This is a genomic window from Ramlibacter sp., assembly GCF_013697775.1.
Classification (GTDB): domain Bacteria; phylum Pseudomonadota; class Gammaproteobacteria; order Burkholderiales; family Burkholderiaceae_C; genus Ramlibacter.
In genome coordinates this window covers 1-14,496 of sequence record NZ_JACCWG010000353.1, presented here as the reverse complement: position 1 = coordinate 14,496, position 14,496 = coordinate 1, and the positions used below count along the sequence as shown (strand labels likewise).

The following is a 14,496-nucleotide window of genomic DNA, read 5'->3' as shown; positions in this document are numbered from 1 at the left end:
GCGCCGCCCTTGGGCGCCGGCAGCTCCATGCGGATGCGCTGGGGCGCGCGGCCCGCGCCCATGACGGCGGTGCCACCACCGAGCCCGCCACCCAGCCTGCCGAGCGGAACGCCGGTGAGCGCGGAAGGCGGCTTCAGCATGTTGTAGATCTGCATGACCGTCTTCACGTACTTCTGGGTTTCCGGGTAGTTCGGAATCCGGTTGCCCGCGCGCTGCACCGCGCCCTCGCCGGCGTTGTACGCGGCCAGCGCCAGCTCCAGCCGGCCGGAGAACAGGGTGATCAGGTCGCGCAGGTGGCGCGTGCCGGTGCGGATGTTGGTGCGCGGGTCGGCCAGCTTCTTCACCGCCGGCGTGGTCTTGTCGCCGACGACGCCGTAGCGTTCCGCCGTGGCCGGCAGCACCTGCATCAGGCCGATCGCGCCCTTGGGCGACACGGCCTGCGCGTCGAAGCCCGATTCGGTGGCGATCAGCGCCTGCAGCAGCTCGTAGTCCACGCCGTTCTGCTGGGACGCCTCGCGCAGGTGGTGCTTGACCTGCTTGAAGCTGGGCGAGACCTGGAAGAAGGCGATCAGCTTGGGCTGCGCGGTGGGCACCGCCACGGCCCGCGGCGTGGCAATCCCGCGCGACGTGTCGAAGCTTTCGCCGCCGCGGAAGAACAGCTCGTAGCGTTCGTCCACCTTCTCGGTGGCGAAATGCGCCACGCCCCTGGCGTCCACGTAGCCCCAGACCTCGGCATGCGCCGCGGTGGAGGCGCCCAGCGCCAGCAGCGCGGCGGCCAGCACGCGGGCGATGCGCGAGCGCTTCATGTGCGCACCTCCAGCGCCCGTTCGCGCCGCGCGGCGAATTCCGGCAGCAGCATCGACATGACGGTGAGCGATTCGAAGCCGTTGTCGGTGCGCACGCTTTCGCGCAGCACGCCCTCGACCACGAAGCCTTCGCTGTCGTACAGCGCGCGGGCGCGCACGTTGTGCGTCTTCACGTCCAGCCACAGGCGGTGCGCGCCCAGGTCGTCGAACGCCACCTTCTTGGCCACCCGCAGCGCGGCGCGGCCGAAGCCCTGGCCCTTGCTTCGCACCACCATGCGCTTGAGTTCCAGCGACTGGTGGCGGCTCTTGCAGCCGATCAGGATGAGGAAGCCCTCGGCATCGAGGCCGGGCCCGCCTTCCAGGATGAAGTGGCGGAAATCGGGAAAGCGGATCGCCGCCTCGTGCTGGGTGCGCTCCCAGGGCGTGATGTAGGGCAGGTTCTCCGGGTCGTTCTCCAGCGAGAGCACGAACTCCAGGTCGCTTTGCATGGTGGGGCGCAGCCGCACCCGCGTGGCGGCGCGTTCAGCGGAACTGGCGGCGGCGTTGGCGGCGGTCATGCGGGTCTGGGGCCTCGGGTCAGATGTCGATGTCGACCGCGTCGCCGTGCAGTTCCATCAGCTCGCGGCGGGCGGCGGCCTCGCCCTTGCCCATCAGCTTGGTGATGAGGTTTTGCGTCTGCAGGAAGTCGAGCTGGCGCAGCTGCACCGGCAGCAGGCGGCGGGTGTCCGGATTGAGCGTGGTTTCCCACAATTGTTCCGCGCTCATCTCGCCCAGGCCCTTGAAGCGGCTGATGGTCCACTTGCCTTCGCCCACGCCTTCCTTGCGCAGCTTGTCCAGGATGGCCGTGAGCTCGCCCTCGTCCAGCGCATACAGCTTGGCGGCCGGCTTCTTGCCGCGCGCCGGCGCATCCACCCGGTACAGCGGCGGGCGCGCCACGTAGACGTTGCCCGCGTCGATCAGTTTCGGGAAATGGCGGAAGAACAGCGTGAGCAGCAGCACCTGGATGTGCGAGCCGTCCACGTCGGCGTCCGACAGGATGCAGACCTTGCCGTAGCGCAGGCCGGTGAGGTCCGGCGTGTCGTCAGGTCCGTGCGGATCGACGCCGATCGCCACCGCGATGTCGTGGATCTCGTTGTTGGCGAACAGGCGGTCGCGCTCGACTTCCCAGGTGTTGAGTACCTTGCCGCGCAGCGGCAGGATGGCCTGGCATTCCTTGTCGCGGCCCATCTTGGCGCTGCCGCCGGCCGAGTCGCCTTCCACCAGGAATATCTCGTTGTGGCCCAGGTCGCGGCTCTCGCAGTCGGTCAGCTTGCCGGGCAGCACGGCCACGCCGGAACCCTTGCGCTTCTCGACCTTCTGGCCGGCCTTCTGGCGCGTCTGCGCGGCGCGGATGGCGAGTTCGGCCAGCTTCTTGCCGTAGTCCACATGCTGGTTGAGCCACAGCTCCAGCGCCGGGCGCACGAAGCTGGACACCAGGCGCACCGCGTCGCGCGAATTCAGCCGCTCCTTGATCTGGCCCTGGAACTGCGGGTCCAGCACCTTGGCCGAGAGCACGTAGGAGGCGCGGGCGAACACGTCTTCGGGCAGCAGCTTCACGCCCTTGGGCTGCAGGTTGTGCAGCTCGATGAAGCTCTTCACGGCGTTGAACAAGCCGTCGCGCAGGCCGCTCTCGTGCGTGCCGCCTGCCGTGGTGGGAATCAGGTTGACGTAGCTCTCGCGCACCGGCTGGCCGTCTTCGGTGAAGGCCACGCACCAGGAGGCGCCCTCGCCTTCGGCGAAGTTCTCGTTGGAGTCGGCGAAGCCCTCGCCCTCGAACAGCGGAATGACCGGGTCACCGTTGAGCGTCTGCATCAGGTAGTCGCGCAGGCCACCCTTGTACTGCCAGGTCTGGGTTTCCTTCTTCTTCTCGTCGTGCAGCTGCACCGTCACGCCGGGCATCAGCACCGCCTTGCTGCGCAGCAGGTGCGCCAGCTCGGCCATCGGCAGCGCGGTGGTCTCGAAGTATTTGGCGTCCGGCCAGACGCGCACGCTGGTGCCCTGCTTGCGGTCGTCCGACCCCTGCTTGCGCACGCTGAGCTTGTCCACCACGTCGCCGCCCGAAAAGGCGATGCTGGCGACCTGGCCCTCGCGGTAGGTGCCGACCTCCAGCCGCTTTGCCAGCGCGTTGGTGACCGACACGCCGACGCCGTGCAGGCCGCCGGAGAAGCTGTAGGCCCCGCCCTTGCCCTTGTCGAACTTGCCGCCGGTGTGCAGCCGGGTGTAGACCAGCTCGATCACCGGCGCCTTTTCCTCCGGGTGCAGGCCGAACGGAATGCCGCGGCCGTCGTCGTCCACGCTCACCGAGCCGTCGGCGTGCAGGAAGACCTTGATGCGCTTGCCGAAACCGGCCAGCGCCTCGTCGGCCGCGTTGTCCAGCACTTCCTGGATGCAGTGCAGCGGGTTGTCGGTGCGCGTGTACATGCCCGGGCGCTGCTTGACGGGCTCCAGCCCTTTCAGCACCCGGATCGAACCTTCGGAATAGTCGCTCGGAGGTTTGCTCGCCATGGGAGGGCGATTGTAGTCCGGGCGATCCGCCCCACTGGATGAACGTACAGAGATGGGCAATTCTCCCCGCGGAAAAGGGTTGTCTGCGAGTCGTTACAGTCCTGCCCCATGCAGCAAACAACCGGCCGTTCCCTGTCCATGGTGCAAGTGCTTCTGTGCGGCGCCATGATCGTCACCCTGTCCATGGGGGTGCGCCACGGCTTCGGCCTATGGCTGCAGCCGATCACCCAGGAACAGGGCTGGACGCGCCAGACCTTCGCCTTCGCCATCGCCATCCAGAACCTGGCCTGGGGCTTCTTCGGCATCTTCGCCGGCATGATGGCCGACCGCTTCGGCGCCTTCCGCGTGCTGATCGCCGGAGCCGTGCTCTACGCGCTGGGCCTGGTCGGCATGGCGCTGTCGCCCAACGCGCTGCTGTTCACCTTGACGGCCGGCATCCTGATCGGCGCGGCGCAGGCCGGCACCACCTATGCCGTGGTGTACGGCGTCATCGGCCGGCAGATCGCGCCGGAGCGCCGCTCCTGGGCCATGGGCGTGGCGGCGGCGGCCGGCTCCTTCGGCCAGTTCCTGATGGTGCCGGTGGAAGGCTTCCTCATCGGCGGCGTGGGCTGGCAGCAGGCGCTGCTGGTGCTGTCGGCCGCCGTGCTGCTGATCATGCCGCTGGCCTTCGGGCTGCGCGAGCCGGGCTTCGCCGGCGGCGCCGCGCCCCAGCGCGAGCAGACCATCCTGCAGGCGCTGCGCGAGGCCTTCAAGTACCCCAGCTTCCAGCTGCTGATGGCCGGCTACTTCGTCTGCGGCTTCCAGGTGGTGTTCATCGGCGTGCACATGCCCAGCTACCTGAAGGACAAGGGCCTGTCGCCGCAGGTGGCCAGCTACGCGCTGGCGCTGATCGGCCTGTTCAACGTGTTCGGCACCTACATCGCCGGCTCGCTCGGCCAGCGGATGGCCAAGCGCAAGATCCTGGTCTTCATCTACCTGGCCCGGGTGGTGGTGATTTCCATCTTCCTGTGGGCGCCGCTGTCGCCCACGTCGGTCTACATCTTCTCCGCGGTGATGGGCCTGCTGTGGCTGTCCACGGTTCCGCCGACCAACGCCACCATCGCGCAGATCTTCGGCGTGGCGCACCTGTCGATGCTGGGCGGCTTCGTGTTCTTCAGCCACCAGATCGGCTCGTTCATGGGCGTATGGCTGGGCGGCCTGCTGTACGACCGCACCGGCAGCTACGACGTGGTGTGGTACCTGGCCATCGCGCTGGGCGTGTTCGCCGCGCTGGTCAACCTGCCGGTGCGCGAGGAGCCCATCGCCCGCACGCCGCGGCCGCAGGTGGCCTGAGGTGGGGATGCACATGCGTCCGCGCACCAGGCAGCTGCTGGCCTGGGGCGCTGCCGTGCTGGTGCTGCTGGGCGTGTTCGCGCTCTACACCCGTCCGCAGGTGATGGTGGCGCTCAGCGAGCTCATGTGGGCGTGCTTCAATTGAGGCACACGACAGGAGCAGACACATGAACGTGTTCGTCATCACCGGCGCGTCGGACGGCATCGGCGCCGAGGTCGCGCGGCAGCTCGCGGCGAAGCACGGAGCGCAGGCCGGCCTGGTCCTGTCGGGCCGCAGCCAGGACAAGCTCGACGCCGTGGCCGCCCAGTGCACGCAGCACCAGGCCCAGGTGCTCGCCATCGCCATGGACGTCGGCGTGGAGGCGCAATGCCGCGACCTGGTCGCCCGCGCCATGGAACGCTTCGGGCGCATCGACGCGCTGGTCAACAACGCCGGCGTGTCGGCGCAGGCGCTGTTCGAAGAAGTGCGGGCCGAGGATCTGGGCTGGTACGAATCGCTGATGCGCACCAATTTCTGGGGCGCGCTGTGGTGCACCCACGCGGCGCTACCGCACCTGAAGGCCAGCGGCGGGCGCATCGTGGCGGTGAACTCGCTGGCCGGGCTGGTCGGCGTGCCGGGCCGTACCGCCTACAGCGCCAGCAAGTTCGCCATGGATGGCTTCTTCGAGACCCTGGGCGCCGAGCTCAAGGGGTCGGGCGTGAGCGTCACCTCCGCCTACCCCGGCGTGGTGGCCACCGGCATCCGCTTGCGCGGCTACAACGCGCGCGGCGAGGCGGCCGGCAAGAGCGGCCTGAAGGAAGAAGGGGCGATGTCCGTGGAGGAATGCGCCCGGCTGATCCTCTCCGGCATGGAGCGGCGCGAGCGCCGCGTGGTGATGACCGCCAAGGGCAAGCTCGGCCGCTGGATGAAGCTGCTGGCGCCAAGCCTGGTGGAGAGCATGGCGCTGGCCGCGCTGAAGCAGGAAGTGCGGCCGCACTGAGGCGGCGGGGCTTCGCGCACGCCCTGACAGGCCCAGGCCCGCGCCTGCGGGACAATCCTGCAATGCATGGATGCGAACTTCCCTCCGAGTGGGTGCAACGCTGGAGCCACCTGGCGCCGCCCGGCGGCGCCGTGCTCGACGTGGCCTGCGGGCGCGGCCGGCACATGCGCTGGTTCCACGAACGCGGCCACCCGGTGACGGGCGTGGACCGCGACCCGCACGCCATCGAGGCGGTGGCCGGGCTGGGCGAGGCCGTCCGCGCCGACATCGAGAGCGGTCCCTGGCCGTTCGATGGCCGCCGCTTCGCCGTGGTGGTGGTCACCAACTACCTGTGGCGCGCCCTGCTGCCGGCCATCGTGGACAGCGTGGCACCGGGCGGCGTGCTGCTTTACGAAACTTTTGCCTCGGGCAACGAGAGCGTGGGCAAGCCCTCGAGGCCCGATTTCCTGCTGCAACCCGGCGAGCTGCTGCAGGCCTGCGGCGGCCTGCGCGTGGTCGCCTACGAGGACGGCTTCCTGGAGGAGCCGCCGCGCTTCGTGCAGCGCCTCGCCGCCGTTCGTCCGGAGCCCGGCGAAGGCCCGGTGCGCCGCAGGCTCTAGAATCCCTTTTTCCCCGGAAACCAATTTCCTATGGCACAGCTGACCGGAAGCATCGTGGCCCTGGTGACCCCGATGCACGAGGACGGCAGCGTGGACTACCCCACGCTGCGCAAACTGATCGACTGGCATATCGCGCAAGGCACGGACTGCATCGGCGTGGTCGGCACCACGGGCGAGTCGCCCACCGTCGACGTCGAAGAGCACCACGAGATCATCCGCGTGGCCGCGCAGCAGGCCAAGGGCCGCGTGCCCATCATGGCCGGCTGCGGCGCCAATTCCACCAAGGAGGCGATCGAGCTCGCGCGCTTCGCCAAGCAGGTGGGCGCCGACTCGCAGCTGCAGGTGGTGCCCTACTACAACAAGCCGACGCAGGAAGGCATGTACCGGCACTTCCAGGCCATCGCCGAGGCGGTGGGCGACCTGCCCATGTACCTGTACAACGTGCCCGGGCGCAGCGTCGCCGATCTGCAGCACGAAACCGTGCTGCGGCTGGCCCAGGTGCCCGGCATCGCAGGCATCAAGGAAGCCACCGGCAACATCGAGCGCGCGCAGTGGCTGATCCGCGACCTGCCCAAGGGCTTTTCGGTGTTCTCCGGCGACGATCCCACCGCGGTGGCTTTGATGCTGTGCGGCGGCCAGGGCAACGTGAGCGTCACGGCCAACGTGGCGCCGCGCCTGATGCACGAGCTGTGCGTGGCGGCGATGGCGGGCGACGCGCGCGGCGCGATGGAGATCCAGCGCAAGCTGCTGCCGCTGCACAAGGCGCTGTTCGTCGAGGCCAATCCGATTCCGCTGAAGTGGGCCATGGCCCGCATGGGCCTGTGCGGCCCGGCCATGCGCCTGCCGATGACGCCGTTGTCCGAAGCGGCGCAGGCGCCGGTCGAAGCGGCGCTGCGTGCCTGCGGCATGCTGGCTTGATGAAGACGGCGCAAGCAATTCAAAAAACGAGGGGTTCCCAAGTGAAGCAATCTTTGAAGTTCGGCCTGCTGGCCTTGACCGTGGCGCTGTCCGCCTGCTCCGTGCTGGAGGGCGACAAGATCGACTACAAGAGCGCCGGCAAGGGCGTGTCGCTGGAAGTTCCGCCCGACCTGACGCAGCTGTCGCGCGACTCGCGCTACGTCGTGCCCGGCGGGGCGGTGACGGCGAGCAGCTACCAGGTCGGCCAGTCGGTGTCGGGCCTGCCGACCGCGGCCACCGCCGTGGGCGACGTGCGCATCGAGCGTTCGGGCAACCAGCGCTGGCTGGTGATCAACCGTTCGGCCGACCAGCTGTGGGGCCCGGTGCGCGACTTCTGGCAGGAAAACGGCTTCCTGCTGGCGCTGGACCAGCAGACCCTGGGCATCATGGAAACCGACTGGGCCGAGAACCGCGCCAAGATCCCGCAGGACCTGATCCGCAACACGCTGGGCAAGCTGATCGACTCGGTGTACTCCACCTCCGAGCGCGACCGCTTCCGCACCCGCCTGGAGCGCAGCGCCAACGGCGGCACCGAAGTCTACGTCAGCCACCGCGGCATGATCGAGGTGTACGCCAGCACCCAGAAGGACCAGACGATCTGGCAGCCGCGCCCGACCGACCCGGAGCTGGAAGCCGAATTCCTGCGCCGCCTGATGGTCAAGCTGGGCGTGCCGCAGGAACAGTCGAAGGCGCTGGTCGCGTCCGGCGCGGCCAAGACCACGTCGCGCGTGGCCACGGCCGGCGGCACGCCGGTGGTGGTGGTGGACGAAGGCTTCGACCGCGCCTGGCGCCGCGTCGGCCTGGCGCTGGACCGCACCGGCTTCACGGTGGAGGACCGCGACCGCACCCAGGGAACCTACTTCGTGCGCTACGTGGCGCCCAACGCCGACAAGAAGGACCCCGGCTTCTTCGGCAAGCTGCTGAATTTCGCCCGCACCGAGAAGGCCGAGGCGCCGCTGAAGTACCGCATCGCGCTCAAGAGCCAGGGCGAGAGCACCACCGTGTCGGTGCTCAACGCCGCCGGCGCGCCGGAGACCTCGGCCAACGCGCAGCGCATCGTGCAGGTCATCGCCGACGACCTGAAATAACTTGCTTCGTTTCAAGAGCCTGGGCAGCGGCAGTTCCGGCAACGCCACGGTGGTGCAGGCGCGCTGCGGCGCGCAGATGGTTCACCTGCTGGTCGACTGCGGCTTGGGGCTACGCGAGCTGGACAAGCGGCTTGCGGCGGCCGGCATGCTGGCCGAGCAGATCGACGCCATTTTCATCACGCACGAGCACGGCGACCACATCGGCAGCGCGCGCCAGCTCGCGCTGCGCGAGCGCATCCCGGTGTGGATGAGCGCGGGCACCTACGCGGCGATCGACCGGCCGGACTTCCACGGGCTGCTGCGCATCGCGGGCGACGGCGAGCCGATCGAGATCGGGCCGCTGCAGGTGCTGCCTTTCACCGTGCCGCACGACGCGCGCGAGCCGCTGCAACTGACCTGCTCCGACGGCGCCACGCGCCTGGGCGTGCTGACCGACCTGGGCCACACCACGCCCTACGTGCAGGAGCGGCTGGCCGGCTGCGCATCCATCCTGCTGGAGTGCAACCACGACGAAGCCATGCTGATGGCGTCGGCCTATCCGCCGTTCCTCAAGCGCCGCGTTGGCGGCGCCTACGGGCACCTGGCCAACAGCGCCGCCGCCCTGCTCGCGCGGGCGCTGCAGCCGTGCGGGCTCAAGCAGGTGGTGGCGGCGCACCTGAGCGAACAGAACAACCGGCCGGAACTGGCGCGCGAAGCGCTGGCCGTTGCGCTGTCGTGCGGCGGCGACGACATCCATGTGGCCGACGGCGCCAAGGGCAGCGGCTGGCTCACGGCGTGAACCTGAGGGCGTGAACCGGGCTTGAATCGCGCTTGAACGGCCTTTCAAATACCAACAAAAAAGCCGCCCGAGGGCGGCTTTTTGCGTGACCGGCGAACCGATTACTTGGAAGCGCTGGCGCCGGAGGCAGCAGGCATCGCGGGGGCAGCCGACGGGCCCGAAGCGGCAGCGGCAGCAGCGGTAGCGGCAGCGTTGGCGTTGGCAGAGTCGGTAGGGGCAGCGGCGGGAGCCGGAGCGGGAGTCACGACAACAGCCGCGGCAGACGGCGCCGGAGCGGGAGCCGGCTCTTCCTTCTTGCCGCAAGCGGACAGGGCAGCGGCAGCAATCAACGTCGCCAGAACGAGCGATTTCTTCATTTCAGGTTTCCTTTGTTTGGAGAAATATAGGGAGAACAATTTCCGGAAATTGTCACCGCAGCCAGATGGCTGACATGACCGAGCAGAAAGGACTCGAGCTCTTACTGCTCAGCCCGGCATTATAGGCGTGAAACAAATACCGTCTTCCAGCTCGACAGTGTCAAAGGCCGAGTGTTGTTGCGGGAAACGCGACGCTGCTCTTGCGCAGCCACTCCTGCAGCGTTTCGCGTACCTGCACGCGGCGCTCCGGCTCGGCGCCGCAAAAGCCGTTGCAGCGCAGCGGGTCGCGCCGCTCCATCACCCAGGCCGGGCTCCACAGCGCGCTCGGCAATTCCAGCGGATCAGCTGATGCGCAGCCATGCGCTTCGATGACGTGCGCCCAGGTCCTGCGCCACGCGACGAAGCGCGGATGCGTGCGCGGCACCTCGTCCCAGCGGCGCGCCAGCAGCACCATGCGGCGCCCGGCCGTGGACCACGCGTTCAGCGATTCGACGACGGCGCGCTCGCCCAGCGGCCAATCGGCGAAGTCGGCGTCGCACAGGACCAGCTCGCGCCAGCCCTCGCGCGCGGCAGCGGCCAGCGCATCGCGCACCAGCTGCTGGAACGCATCGCGCCCCTCGAAACGGCCCGACGGCAGAGCGCCGGCAGCCTGGTCCTGATCGGTCATTTCGTGTCCTCCATCTCCAGCGCATGCGCCCACCCGGCTTCGCACCAGGACAGCAGCAGCTCCTTGGCGTCCGCGCTGGCGCCGGCAAGGTCGCGCGCATGGAGCGTGCGCTGCTCGGCCAGCTTGCGCATCAACGCGGCGTCGCGCCCTCCTGCGCGCCAGCTCTCGCCGTTGACGAAGATGTGGCGGCCGTCGTGCAGCATGCGCGTGCGCGCGTCCAGCGCCACGCCGCGCAGGCGCACGGGCGCGTCGGCGCCCTGGAACCACACGTCGGCCTTGGGCTCGGTGAGGTATTCGCCCAGCGCGCGGTCCAGCGCATCGGCGTCCTTGAGCGCCGCGGCCACCGCGTCGCGCGCGAAGCGCTGCAGGCTCGCGGGCACGGCCGCCGGCGCATCGGTTGCGGCCTGGTTGCCGTCGGCATACAGGCGCTCGCCGGCAATGTCGGCCGCATCGTCGGCCAGCCGCTGCAGCAGTTCCCGCGCGAGCTCGCCGCGGCGCGGGGCGCGAAAGCCGATGGAATAGGTCTGGCACTCGCCTTCGGCAATGCCGTCGTGCGCGTACTGCGGCGGCAGGTACAGCATGTCGCCCGGCTCCAGCACGAACTCCTGCTGCGGCTGGAAGCGCGCCAGGATCTTCAGCGGCATGCCGGGACGCAGGCCGAGATCGTCCTGCCGCCCGATGCGCCAGCGCCGCTGGCCCTGGGCCTGCAGCAGGAACACGTCGTAGCTGTCGAAGTGCGGACCGACCCCGCCGCCGTCGCTGGCATAGCTGACCATCAGGTCGTCGAGCCGGGCGTCGGGCACGAAGCGGAACTGCTGCTGCAGCGCATGCAGGCCCGCGTGGTGCTGGTCCACGCCCTGCACCAGCAGGGTCCAGCCGGGCTGCGCGAGCGGCGGCAATGCGCGCCGCGCGAACGGCCCCTGCCTGAGCTCCCACTTCTTTCCCTGGCGCACGACCATGCGCGATTCGACGCCGTCCCTGGCGGCCAGCGCGAACAGCTCGGCGCGGCTAAGCAGAGGCTTCAACCCCGGCACGGCGCCGCGCACCAGCAGCGGTTCCTTTTGCCAATGGCGCTTCATGAAACGGGCCGGCGAGATGCCGCCCAGCAGGGGCAGGGGGTGGGTGATGTCCATGGGAGGCGGTGAGCTGAGAGAATTGTCGTATGGAAATCACATCGCACTGCGTGGTCGCACTGACCTGGACCCTGAAGGACACCCTGGGCGAGATGCTCGACGAATTGGACGAACCCGTCGACTTCCTGGTGGGCGGCAAGGACCTGCTGGGCAAGATCGAGGAAGCGCTGCAGGGCCACGCGCCGGGCGACCGGCTCGACCTGCACCTGGAACCCGAAGACGCATTCGGCGACTACAACGAACAGCTGGTGTTCCTGGAGCCGCGCACGGTGTTCCCCGCGCAGTTGGAAGAAGGCATGACCTTCGAAGGCCTGCCGCCCGGCGCCAACAGCAAGGACGCGCCTACCGGCGTGCTCTACACCGCCACCGACATCTATCCCGACCACGTGGTGCTGGACGGCAACCACCCCCTCGCGGGCATCGCGCTGCGCCTGCATCTGCGAGTGGAAGCGGTGCGCGAAGCAACCGAAGAAGAAATCGGCAGCGGCAGCATGGGCGCGTCGTTCTTTCGTATCGGATAGCCCAAACGACAACGAGGCCGCGCAATAACATGCAGCGGCCTCGCCCTGAAAGAACGCCGGGTCCCCGGCGTTCTTTCACCGATCAGAGCACTTCAAAAACACGCGGTGTTTTTGAAGTGAATCACCCCCGGTAGATCACACCGTTGTCCACGCGCACGCGGTCGCCCACATGCAGGTCGCCGGTGGCGCTGACTTCGTAGTCGCGCATGTAGCCCTGGTCCGTCTGCACGGTGATACGGTAGCCGGGCATGGTGGTGGCACCGGCCTGGTTGCGCGCGATGCTGTTGCCGATGGCGGCACCCGCCACGCCGCCTACCACGGTCGCCGCCGTGCGGCCCGAACCGCCGCCGATGGTGCTGCCCAGGACCGCGCCGGCGACGCCGCCGACGATCGCGCCCAGCACGCCCCTGTTGTTGTTGGCCGTGGTGCCGACCGGCATGTATTCGATGTTGGTCACGCGGCCGTATTCGAGGCCGGCCACCGGGGTGTTCATCGGCGCCGTCGGATAGGTCGTCACCGGCACGGTCGACACGGGATAGGTGGTGGTGGTGCTGCAGGCGGCCAGCGTCGCGGCGACGATGCCACCGGACACGATTGCGGCGAGACGAGAGGTATTGCGCATGGAAATCTCCTTTGTTGGGCAGAAACATGGCGGGACCCACGCCGGGTTCGCCTTGTGAAAATCCATTGAACCGCCCAGCAGCCGCGCTTGGGCGCAGGCGATGCCGCGAGCGCGTGTAGGAACCGGAGGCTCAGCCTGTAGGAGGATTCGGCTCAGCTGGGAACGATGGACAGTCTCAGCCGCGGCCGGTGGAACCGTAGCCGCCCGCACCGCGCGCAGTAGGCGGGAAGTCGTCAACAAGGTTGAACGTGGCCTGCACCACCGGCACGATCACCAACTGCGCGAGGCGTTCCATCGGCTGCAGCACGAAGGCCGTGTCGCTGCGGTTCCAGGCGCTCACCATCAACTGGCCCTGGTAGTCGCTGTCGATCAGGCCCACCAGGTTGCCCAGCACGATGCCGTGCTTGTGGCCAAGGCCCGAGCGTGGAAGGATCAGGGCGGCGTAGCCCGGGTCCTTCAGCCAGATGGCGATGCCGGTGGGCACCAGCTGCCAGGCATTGGGCTGCAGCGTGAGCGGCGCATCCAGGCAGGCGCGCAGGTCGAGCCCGGCGCTGCCGGGCGTGGCATAGGCGGGCAGCTGGTCCGCCATGCGCGGATCGATGATCTTGACGTCGACGTTCATGCGCTTGCGTGTTGCTGTCGCTGCGCGCCGATGCGGCGCGCGATGTCTGCCACCAGCTGGCGCGCCAGTTCCAGCTTGGAGGCGCGCGGCAATTCCCTGGCACCGTGCGCGTCCAGCAGCAGCAGCTGGTTGTCGTCCTGCCCGAAGGCGGCGGGGCCGATGTTGCCCACCAGCAGCGGAATGCCCTTGCGCGCGAGCTTGGCCTTGGCATGCGCCAGCAGGTCGTGGCTTTCGGCGGCAAAGCCCACGCAGAACAAGGCGCCGCTTGTCGCGCGCGCGCCCCGCGCGATGGTGGCAAGGATGTCCGGGTTCTCGACGAAGCGGATGGTCGGCGCGTCGCCGCTGCCGTCCTTCTTGATCTTCTGCCCGGCCTGCTCCGCGGGGCGCCAGTCGGCCACGGCGGCGGTGGCGATGAACACGTGGGCGGACTGCGCTTGCGCCTCCGTGGCCTGCAGCATCTGGCGCGCCGACTGCACGTCGATGCGCCGCACGCCGCGCGGCGTGGCCAGCGCCACCGGACCGGCCACCAGCGCCACCTCGGCGCCGGCTTCCTGCGCGGCGCGCGCGATGGCGAATCCCATCTTGCCCGACGAGTGGTTGGTGATGCCGCGGATCGGGTCCAAGGCCTCGAAAGTGGGGCCGGCGGTGATCAGCACCCGCTTGCCCGCCAGCAGCTTGGGCTGGAAGAAGGCGATGGTGTCGTGCAGCAATTGGTCGGGCTCCAGCATGCGTCCGTCGCCGGTTTCGCCGCACGCCTGCCAGCCGCTGCCCACGCCCAGCAGCGTGGCGCCGTCGGCGGCCAGCTGCGCCATGTTGCGCTGCGTGGCCGGGTGCGCCCACATTTCGCGGTTCATGGCCGGCGCGATCAACAGCGGCACGGTGTCGCGCGGGCGCGCCAGGCACAGCAGGCTCAACAATTCATCGGAGCGGCCCTGCACCAGCCGCGCCATGAAGTCGGCGCTGCAAGGGGCGATGAGAATCGCATCGGCTTCGCGCGACAGGTTGATGTGCGGCATGCCATTGGGCTCGCGCGCGTCCCACTGCGAGGTGTAGACCGGCCGGTTCGACAGCGCCTGCATGGTGACGGCGGTGATGAACTGCTCCGCCCCTTCGGTCATCACCACCTGCACGGTGGCGCCCTCCTTCACCAGTCCGCGGCACAGCTGCGCGGCCTTGTAGCAGGCGATGCCTCCAGTGAGGCCCAGGACGATGTGCTTGCCGGCCAGGTCGTTCATGGGCGGGAGTGTGCCATGGGGCTCTGGGCGTCGTCATGCCTGCACCACGCTGCAAAGCCGCACGCGGGCGGGCCGTGTCGCGCGGACAGGGCGACCGGCGGCTTTGCCGCCGGCAGACCTGAGGTGATTGGCCGGGTGGCAGCACGGCGGAACTCACTTCGCGTTTGCGAAGCAAACGCTGCGTTCAAACAGCCGCCGTGAGTCAGTCAACGAAGCGCGCTTTGCGCGCCTGCCACCCGACCAATCACCTCAGGCG

At 68.9% G+C, this 14,496-nt stretch carries 17 protein-coding genes; 8 read left to right on the top strand and 9 right to left on the bottom strand.

The features are described from left to right. The 3 genes from H0U68_RS17895 to H0U68_RS17885 all read right to left on the bottom strand — a co-directional run. Positions 1 to 806, bottom strand: an 806-nt coding sequence (locus tag H0U68_RS17895) for a lytic transglycosylase domain-containing protein (protein WP_296358051.1), incomplete at its 3' end; no start/stop codon positions are given. Continuing rightward, the gene (locus H0U68_RS17890) at positions 803 to 1,363 is read right to left on the bottom strand and encodes a GNAT family protein (protein ID WP_296358050.1); all 561 of its coding nucleotides are present in this window, start codon (positions 1,361 to 1,363) and stop codon (positions 803 to 805) included. The genes H0U68_RS17890 and H0U68_RS17895, both read right to left, overlap by 4 nt. 19 nt (positions 1,364 to 1,382) lie before the next feature. Continuing rightward, positions 1,383 to 3,350, bottom strand: a complete 1,968-nt coding sequence (locus tag H0U68_RS17885; RefSeq protein ID WP_296358046.1) for a DNA topoisomerase IV subunit B — start codon at positions 3,348 to 3,350, stop codon at positions 1,383 to 1,385. Positions 3,351 to 3,488: 138 nt separating this feature from the next. Between H0U68_RS17885 and H0U68_RS17880 the strand changes: the two genes are divergently transcribed. From H0U68_RS17880 to H0U68_RS17850, 7 genes are all read left to right on the top strand, one after another. Continuing rightward, on the top strand, positions 3,489 to 4,682 hold the full coding sequence (locus H0U68_RS17880) for an MFS transporter (protein ID WP_296358044.1): 1,194 nt from the start codon (positions 3,489 to 3,491) through the stop codon (positions 4,680 to 4,682). A gap of 7 nt (positions 4,683 to 4,689) precedes the next feature. Further along, positions 4,690 to 4,827 (top strand): hypothetical protein, encoded by a 138-nt coding sequence (locus H0U68_RS17875; protein ID WP_296358042.1) that lies wholly within the window; start codon positions 4,690 to 4,692, stop codon positions 4,825 to 4,827. A gap of 22 nt (positions 4,828 to 4,849) precedes the next feature. Continuing rightward, the gene (locus H0U68_RS17870; protein ID WP_296358040.1) at positions 4,850 to 5,662 is read left to right on the top strand and encodes an SDR family oxidoreductase; all 813 of its coding nucleotides are present in this window, start codon (positions 4,850 to 4,852) and stop codon (positions 5,660 to 5,662) included. Positions 5,663 to 5,724: 62 nt separating this feature from the next. Then, complete coding sequence (locus H0U68_RS17865) at positions 5,725 to 6,261, top strand: class I SAM-dependent methyltransferase (RefSeq protein WP_296358038.1); 537 nt, start codon at positions 5,725 to 5,727, stop codon at positions 6,259 to 6,261. A gap of 30 nt (positions 6,262 to 6,291) precedes the next feature. Then, the gene (gene dapA / locus H0U68_RS17860) at positions 6,292 to 7,179 is read left to right on the top strand and encodes a 4-hydroxy-tetrahydrodipicolinate synthase (protein ID WP_296358036.1); all 888 of its coding nucleotides are present in this window, start codon (positions 6,292 to 6,294) and stop codon (positions 7,177 to 7,179) included. 41 nt (positions 7,180 to 7,220) lie between these two features. Continuing rightward, positions 7,221 to 8,306, top strand: a complete 1,086-nt coding sequence (gene bamC / locus H0U68_RS17855) for an outer membrane protein assembly factor BamC (RefSeq protein WP_296358034.1) — start codon at positions 7,221 to 7,223, stop codon at positions 8,304 to 8,306. A gap of 1 nt (position 8,307) precedes the next feature. Beyond that, entirely contained in the window at positions 8,308 to 9,084 is a 777-nt protein-coding gene (locus H0U68_RS17850; RefSeq protein WP_296358033.1) for an MBL fold metallo-hydrolase, read from the top strand. A 101-nt stretch (positions 9,085 to 9,185) separates the two neighbouring features. On the opposite strand, the gene H0U68_RS17845 is transcribed toward H0U68_RS17850, so the two are convergent. The 3 genes from H0U68_RS17845 to H0U68_RS17835 all read right to left on the bottom strand — a co-directional run bounded on the left by H0U68_RS17845 (position 9,186) and on the right by H0U68_RS17835 (position 11,240). Further along, positions 9,186 to 9,440, bottom strand: a complete 255-nt coding sequence (locus tag H0U68_RS17845; protein ID WP_296358031.1) for a hypothetical protein — start codon at positions 9,438 to 9,440, stop codon at positions 9,186 to 9,188. A gap of 160 nt (positions 9,441 to 9,600) precedes the next feature. Continuing rightward, positions 9,601 to 10,107 (bottom strand): hypothetical protein, encoded by a 507-nt coding sequence (locus H0U68_RS17840; protein ID WP_296358029.1) that lies wholly within the window; start codon positions 10,105 to 10,107, stop codon positions 9,601 to 9,603. Continuing rightward, positions 10,104 to 11,240 (bottom strand): cupin domain-containing protein, encoded by a 1,137-nt coding sequence (locus H0U68_RS17835; RefSeq protein WP_296358027.1) that lies wholly within the window; start codon positions 11,238 to 11,240, stop codon positions 10,104 to 10,106. Before H0U68_RS17835 ends, H0U68_RS17840 begins: the two co-directional genes overlap by 4 nt. Before the next feature lie 29 nt (positions 11,241 to 11,269). Between H0U68_RS17835 and H0U68_RS17830 the strand changes: the two genes are divergently transcribed. Beyond that, positions 11,270 to 11,761 carry a peptidylprolyl isomerase gene (locus H0U68_RS17830; RefSeq protein WP_296358026.1) on the top strand — a complete coding sequence of 164 codons (492 nt, stop codon included), beginning with the start codon at positions 11,270 to 11,272 and terminating at the stop codon, positions 11,759 to 11,761. A 121-nt stretch (positions 11,762 to 11,882) separates the two neighbouring features. Here the strand turns inward: H0U68_RS17830 and H0U68_RS17825 are convergent, their stop codons facing one another. From H0U68_RS17825 to coaBC, 3 genes are all read right to left on the bottom strand, one after another. Next, positions 11,883 to 12,383, bottom strand: coding sequence for a glycine zipper 2TM domain-containing protein (locus H0U68_RS17825; RefSeq protein WP_296358024.1), 501 nt, complete (start codon positions 12,381 to 12,383; stop codon positions 11,883 to 11,885). Positions 12,384 to 12,558: 175 nt separating this feature from the next. Beyond that, positions 12,559 to 13,005 (bottom strand): dUTP diphosphatase, encoded by a 447-nt coding sequence (dut, locus tag H0U68_RS17820; RefSeq protein ID WP_296358022.1) that lies wholly within the window; start codon positions 13,003 to 13,005, stop codon positions 12,559 to 12,561. Beyond that, complete coding sequence (gene coaBC, locus H0U68_RS17815; protein ID WP_296358020.1) at positions 13,002 to 14,240, bottom strand: bifunctional phosphopantothenoylcysteine decarboxylase/phosphopantothenate--cysteine ligase CoaBC; 1,239 nt, start codon at positions 14,238 to 14,240, stop codon at positions 13,002 to 13,004. Before coaBC ends, dut begins: the two co-directional genes overlap by 4 nt. Between the last annotated feature and the right edge of the window lie 256 nt (positions 14,241 to 14,496).

What these genes read in the sequence shown, in the direction of transcription:
- H0U68_RS17880 (WP_296358044.1), top strand. Translation starts at nt 3,489, where the DNA reads ATGGTGCAAGTGCTTCTGTGCGGCGCCATGATCGTCACCCTGTCCATG.
- H0U68_RS17825 (WP_296358024.1), bottom strand. Translation starts at nt 12,383, where the DNA reads ATGCGCAATACCTCTCGTCTCGCCGCAATCGTGTCCGGTGGCATCGTC.
- H0U68_RS17885 (WP_296358046.1), bottom strand. Translation starts at nt 3,350, where the DNA reads ATGGCGAGCAAACCTCCGAGCGACTATTCCGAAGGTTCGATCCGGGTG.
- H0U68_RS17830 (WP_296358026.1), top strand. Translation starts at nt 11,270, where the DNA reads ATGGAAATCACATCGCACTGCGTGGTCGCACTGACCTGGACCCTGAAG.
- coaBC (WP_296358020.1), bottom strand. Translation starts at nt 14,240, where the DNA reads ATGAACGACCTGGCCGGCAAGCACATCGTCCTGGGCCTCACTGGAGGC.
- H0U68_RS17845 (WP_296358031.1), bottom strand. Translation starts at nt 9,440, where the DNA reads ATGAAGAAATCGCTCGTTCTGGCGACGTTGATTGCTGCCGCTGCCCTG.
- dapA (WP_296358036.1), top strand. Translation starts at nt 6,292, where the DNA reads ATGGCACAGCTGACCGGAAGCATCGTGGCCCTGGTGACCCCGATGCAC.
- H0U68_RS17835 (WP_296358027.1), bottom strand. Translation starts at nt 11,240, where the DNA reads ATGGACATCACCCACCCCCTGCCCCTGCTGGGCGGCATCTCGCCGGCC.
- H0U68_RS17840 (WP_296358029.1), bottom strand. Translation starts at nt 10,107, where the DNA reads ATGACCGATCAGGACCAGGCTGCCGGCGCTCTGCCGTCGGGCCGTTTC.
- H0U68_RS17890 (WP_296358050.1), bottom strand. Translation starts at nt 1,363, where the DNA reads ATGACCGCCGCCAACGCCGCCGCCAGTTCCGCTGAACGCGCCGCCACG.
- H0U68_RS17870 (WP_296358040.1), top strand. Translation starts at nt 4,850, where the DNA reads ATGAACGTGTTCGTCATCACCGGCGCGTCGGACGGCATCGGCGCCGAG.
- dut (WP_296358022.1), bottom strand. Translation starts at nt 13,005, where the DNA reads ATGAACGTCGACGTCAAGATCATCGATCCGCGCATGGCGGACCAGCTG.
- H0U68_RS17875 (WP_296358042.1), top strand. Translation starts at nt 4,690, where the DNA reads ATGCACATGCGTCCGCGCACCAGGCAGCTGCTGGCCTGGGGCGCTGCC.
- H0U68_RS17865 (WP_296358038.1), top strand. Translation starts at nt 5,725, where the DNA reads ATGCATGGATGCGAACTTCCCTCCGAGTGGGTGCAACGCTGGAGCCAC.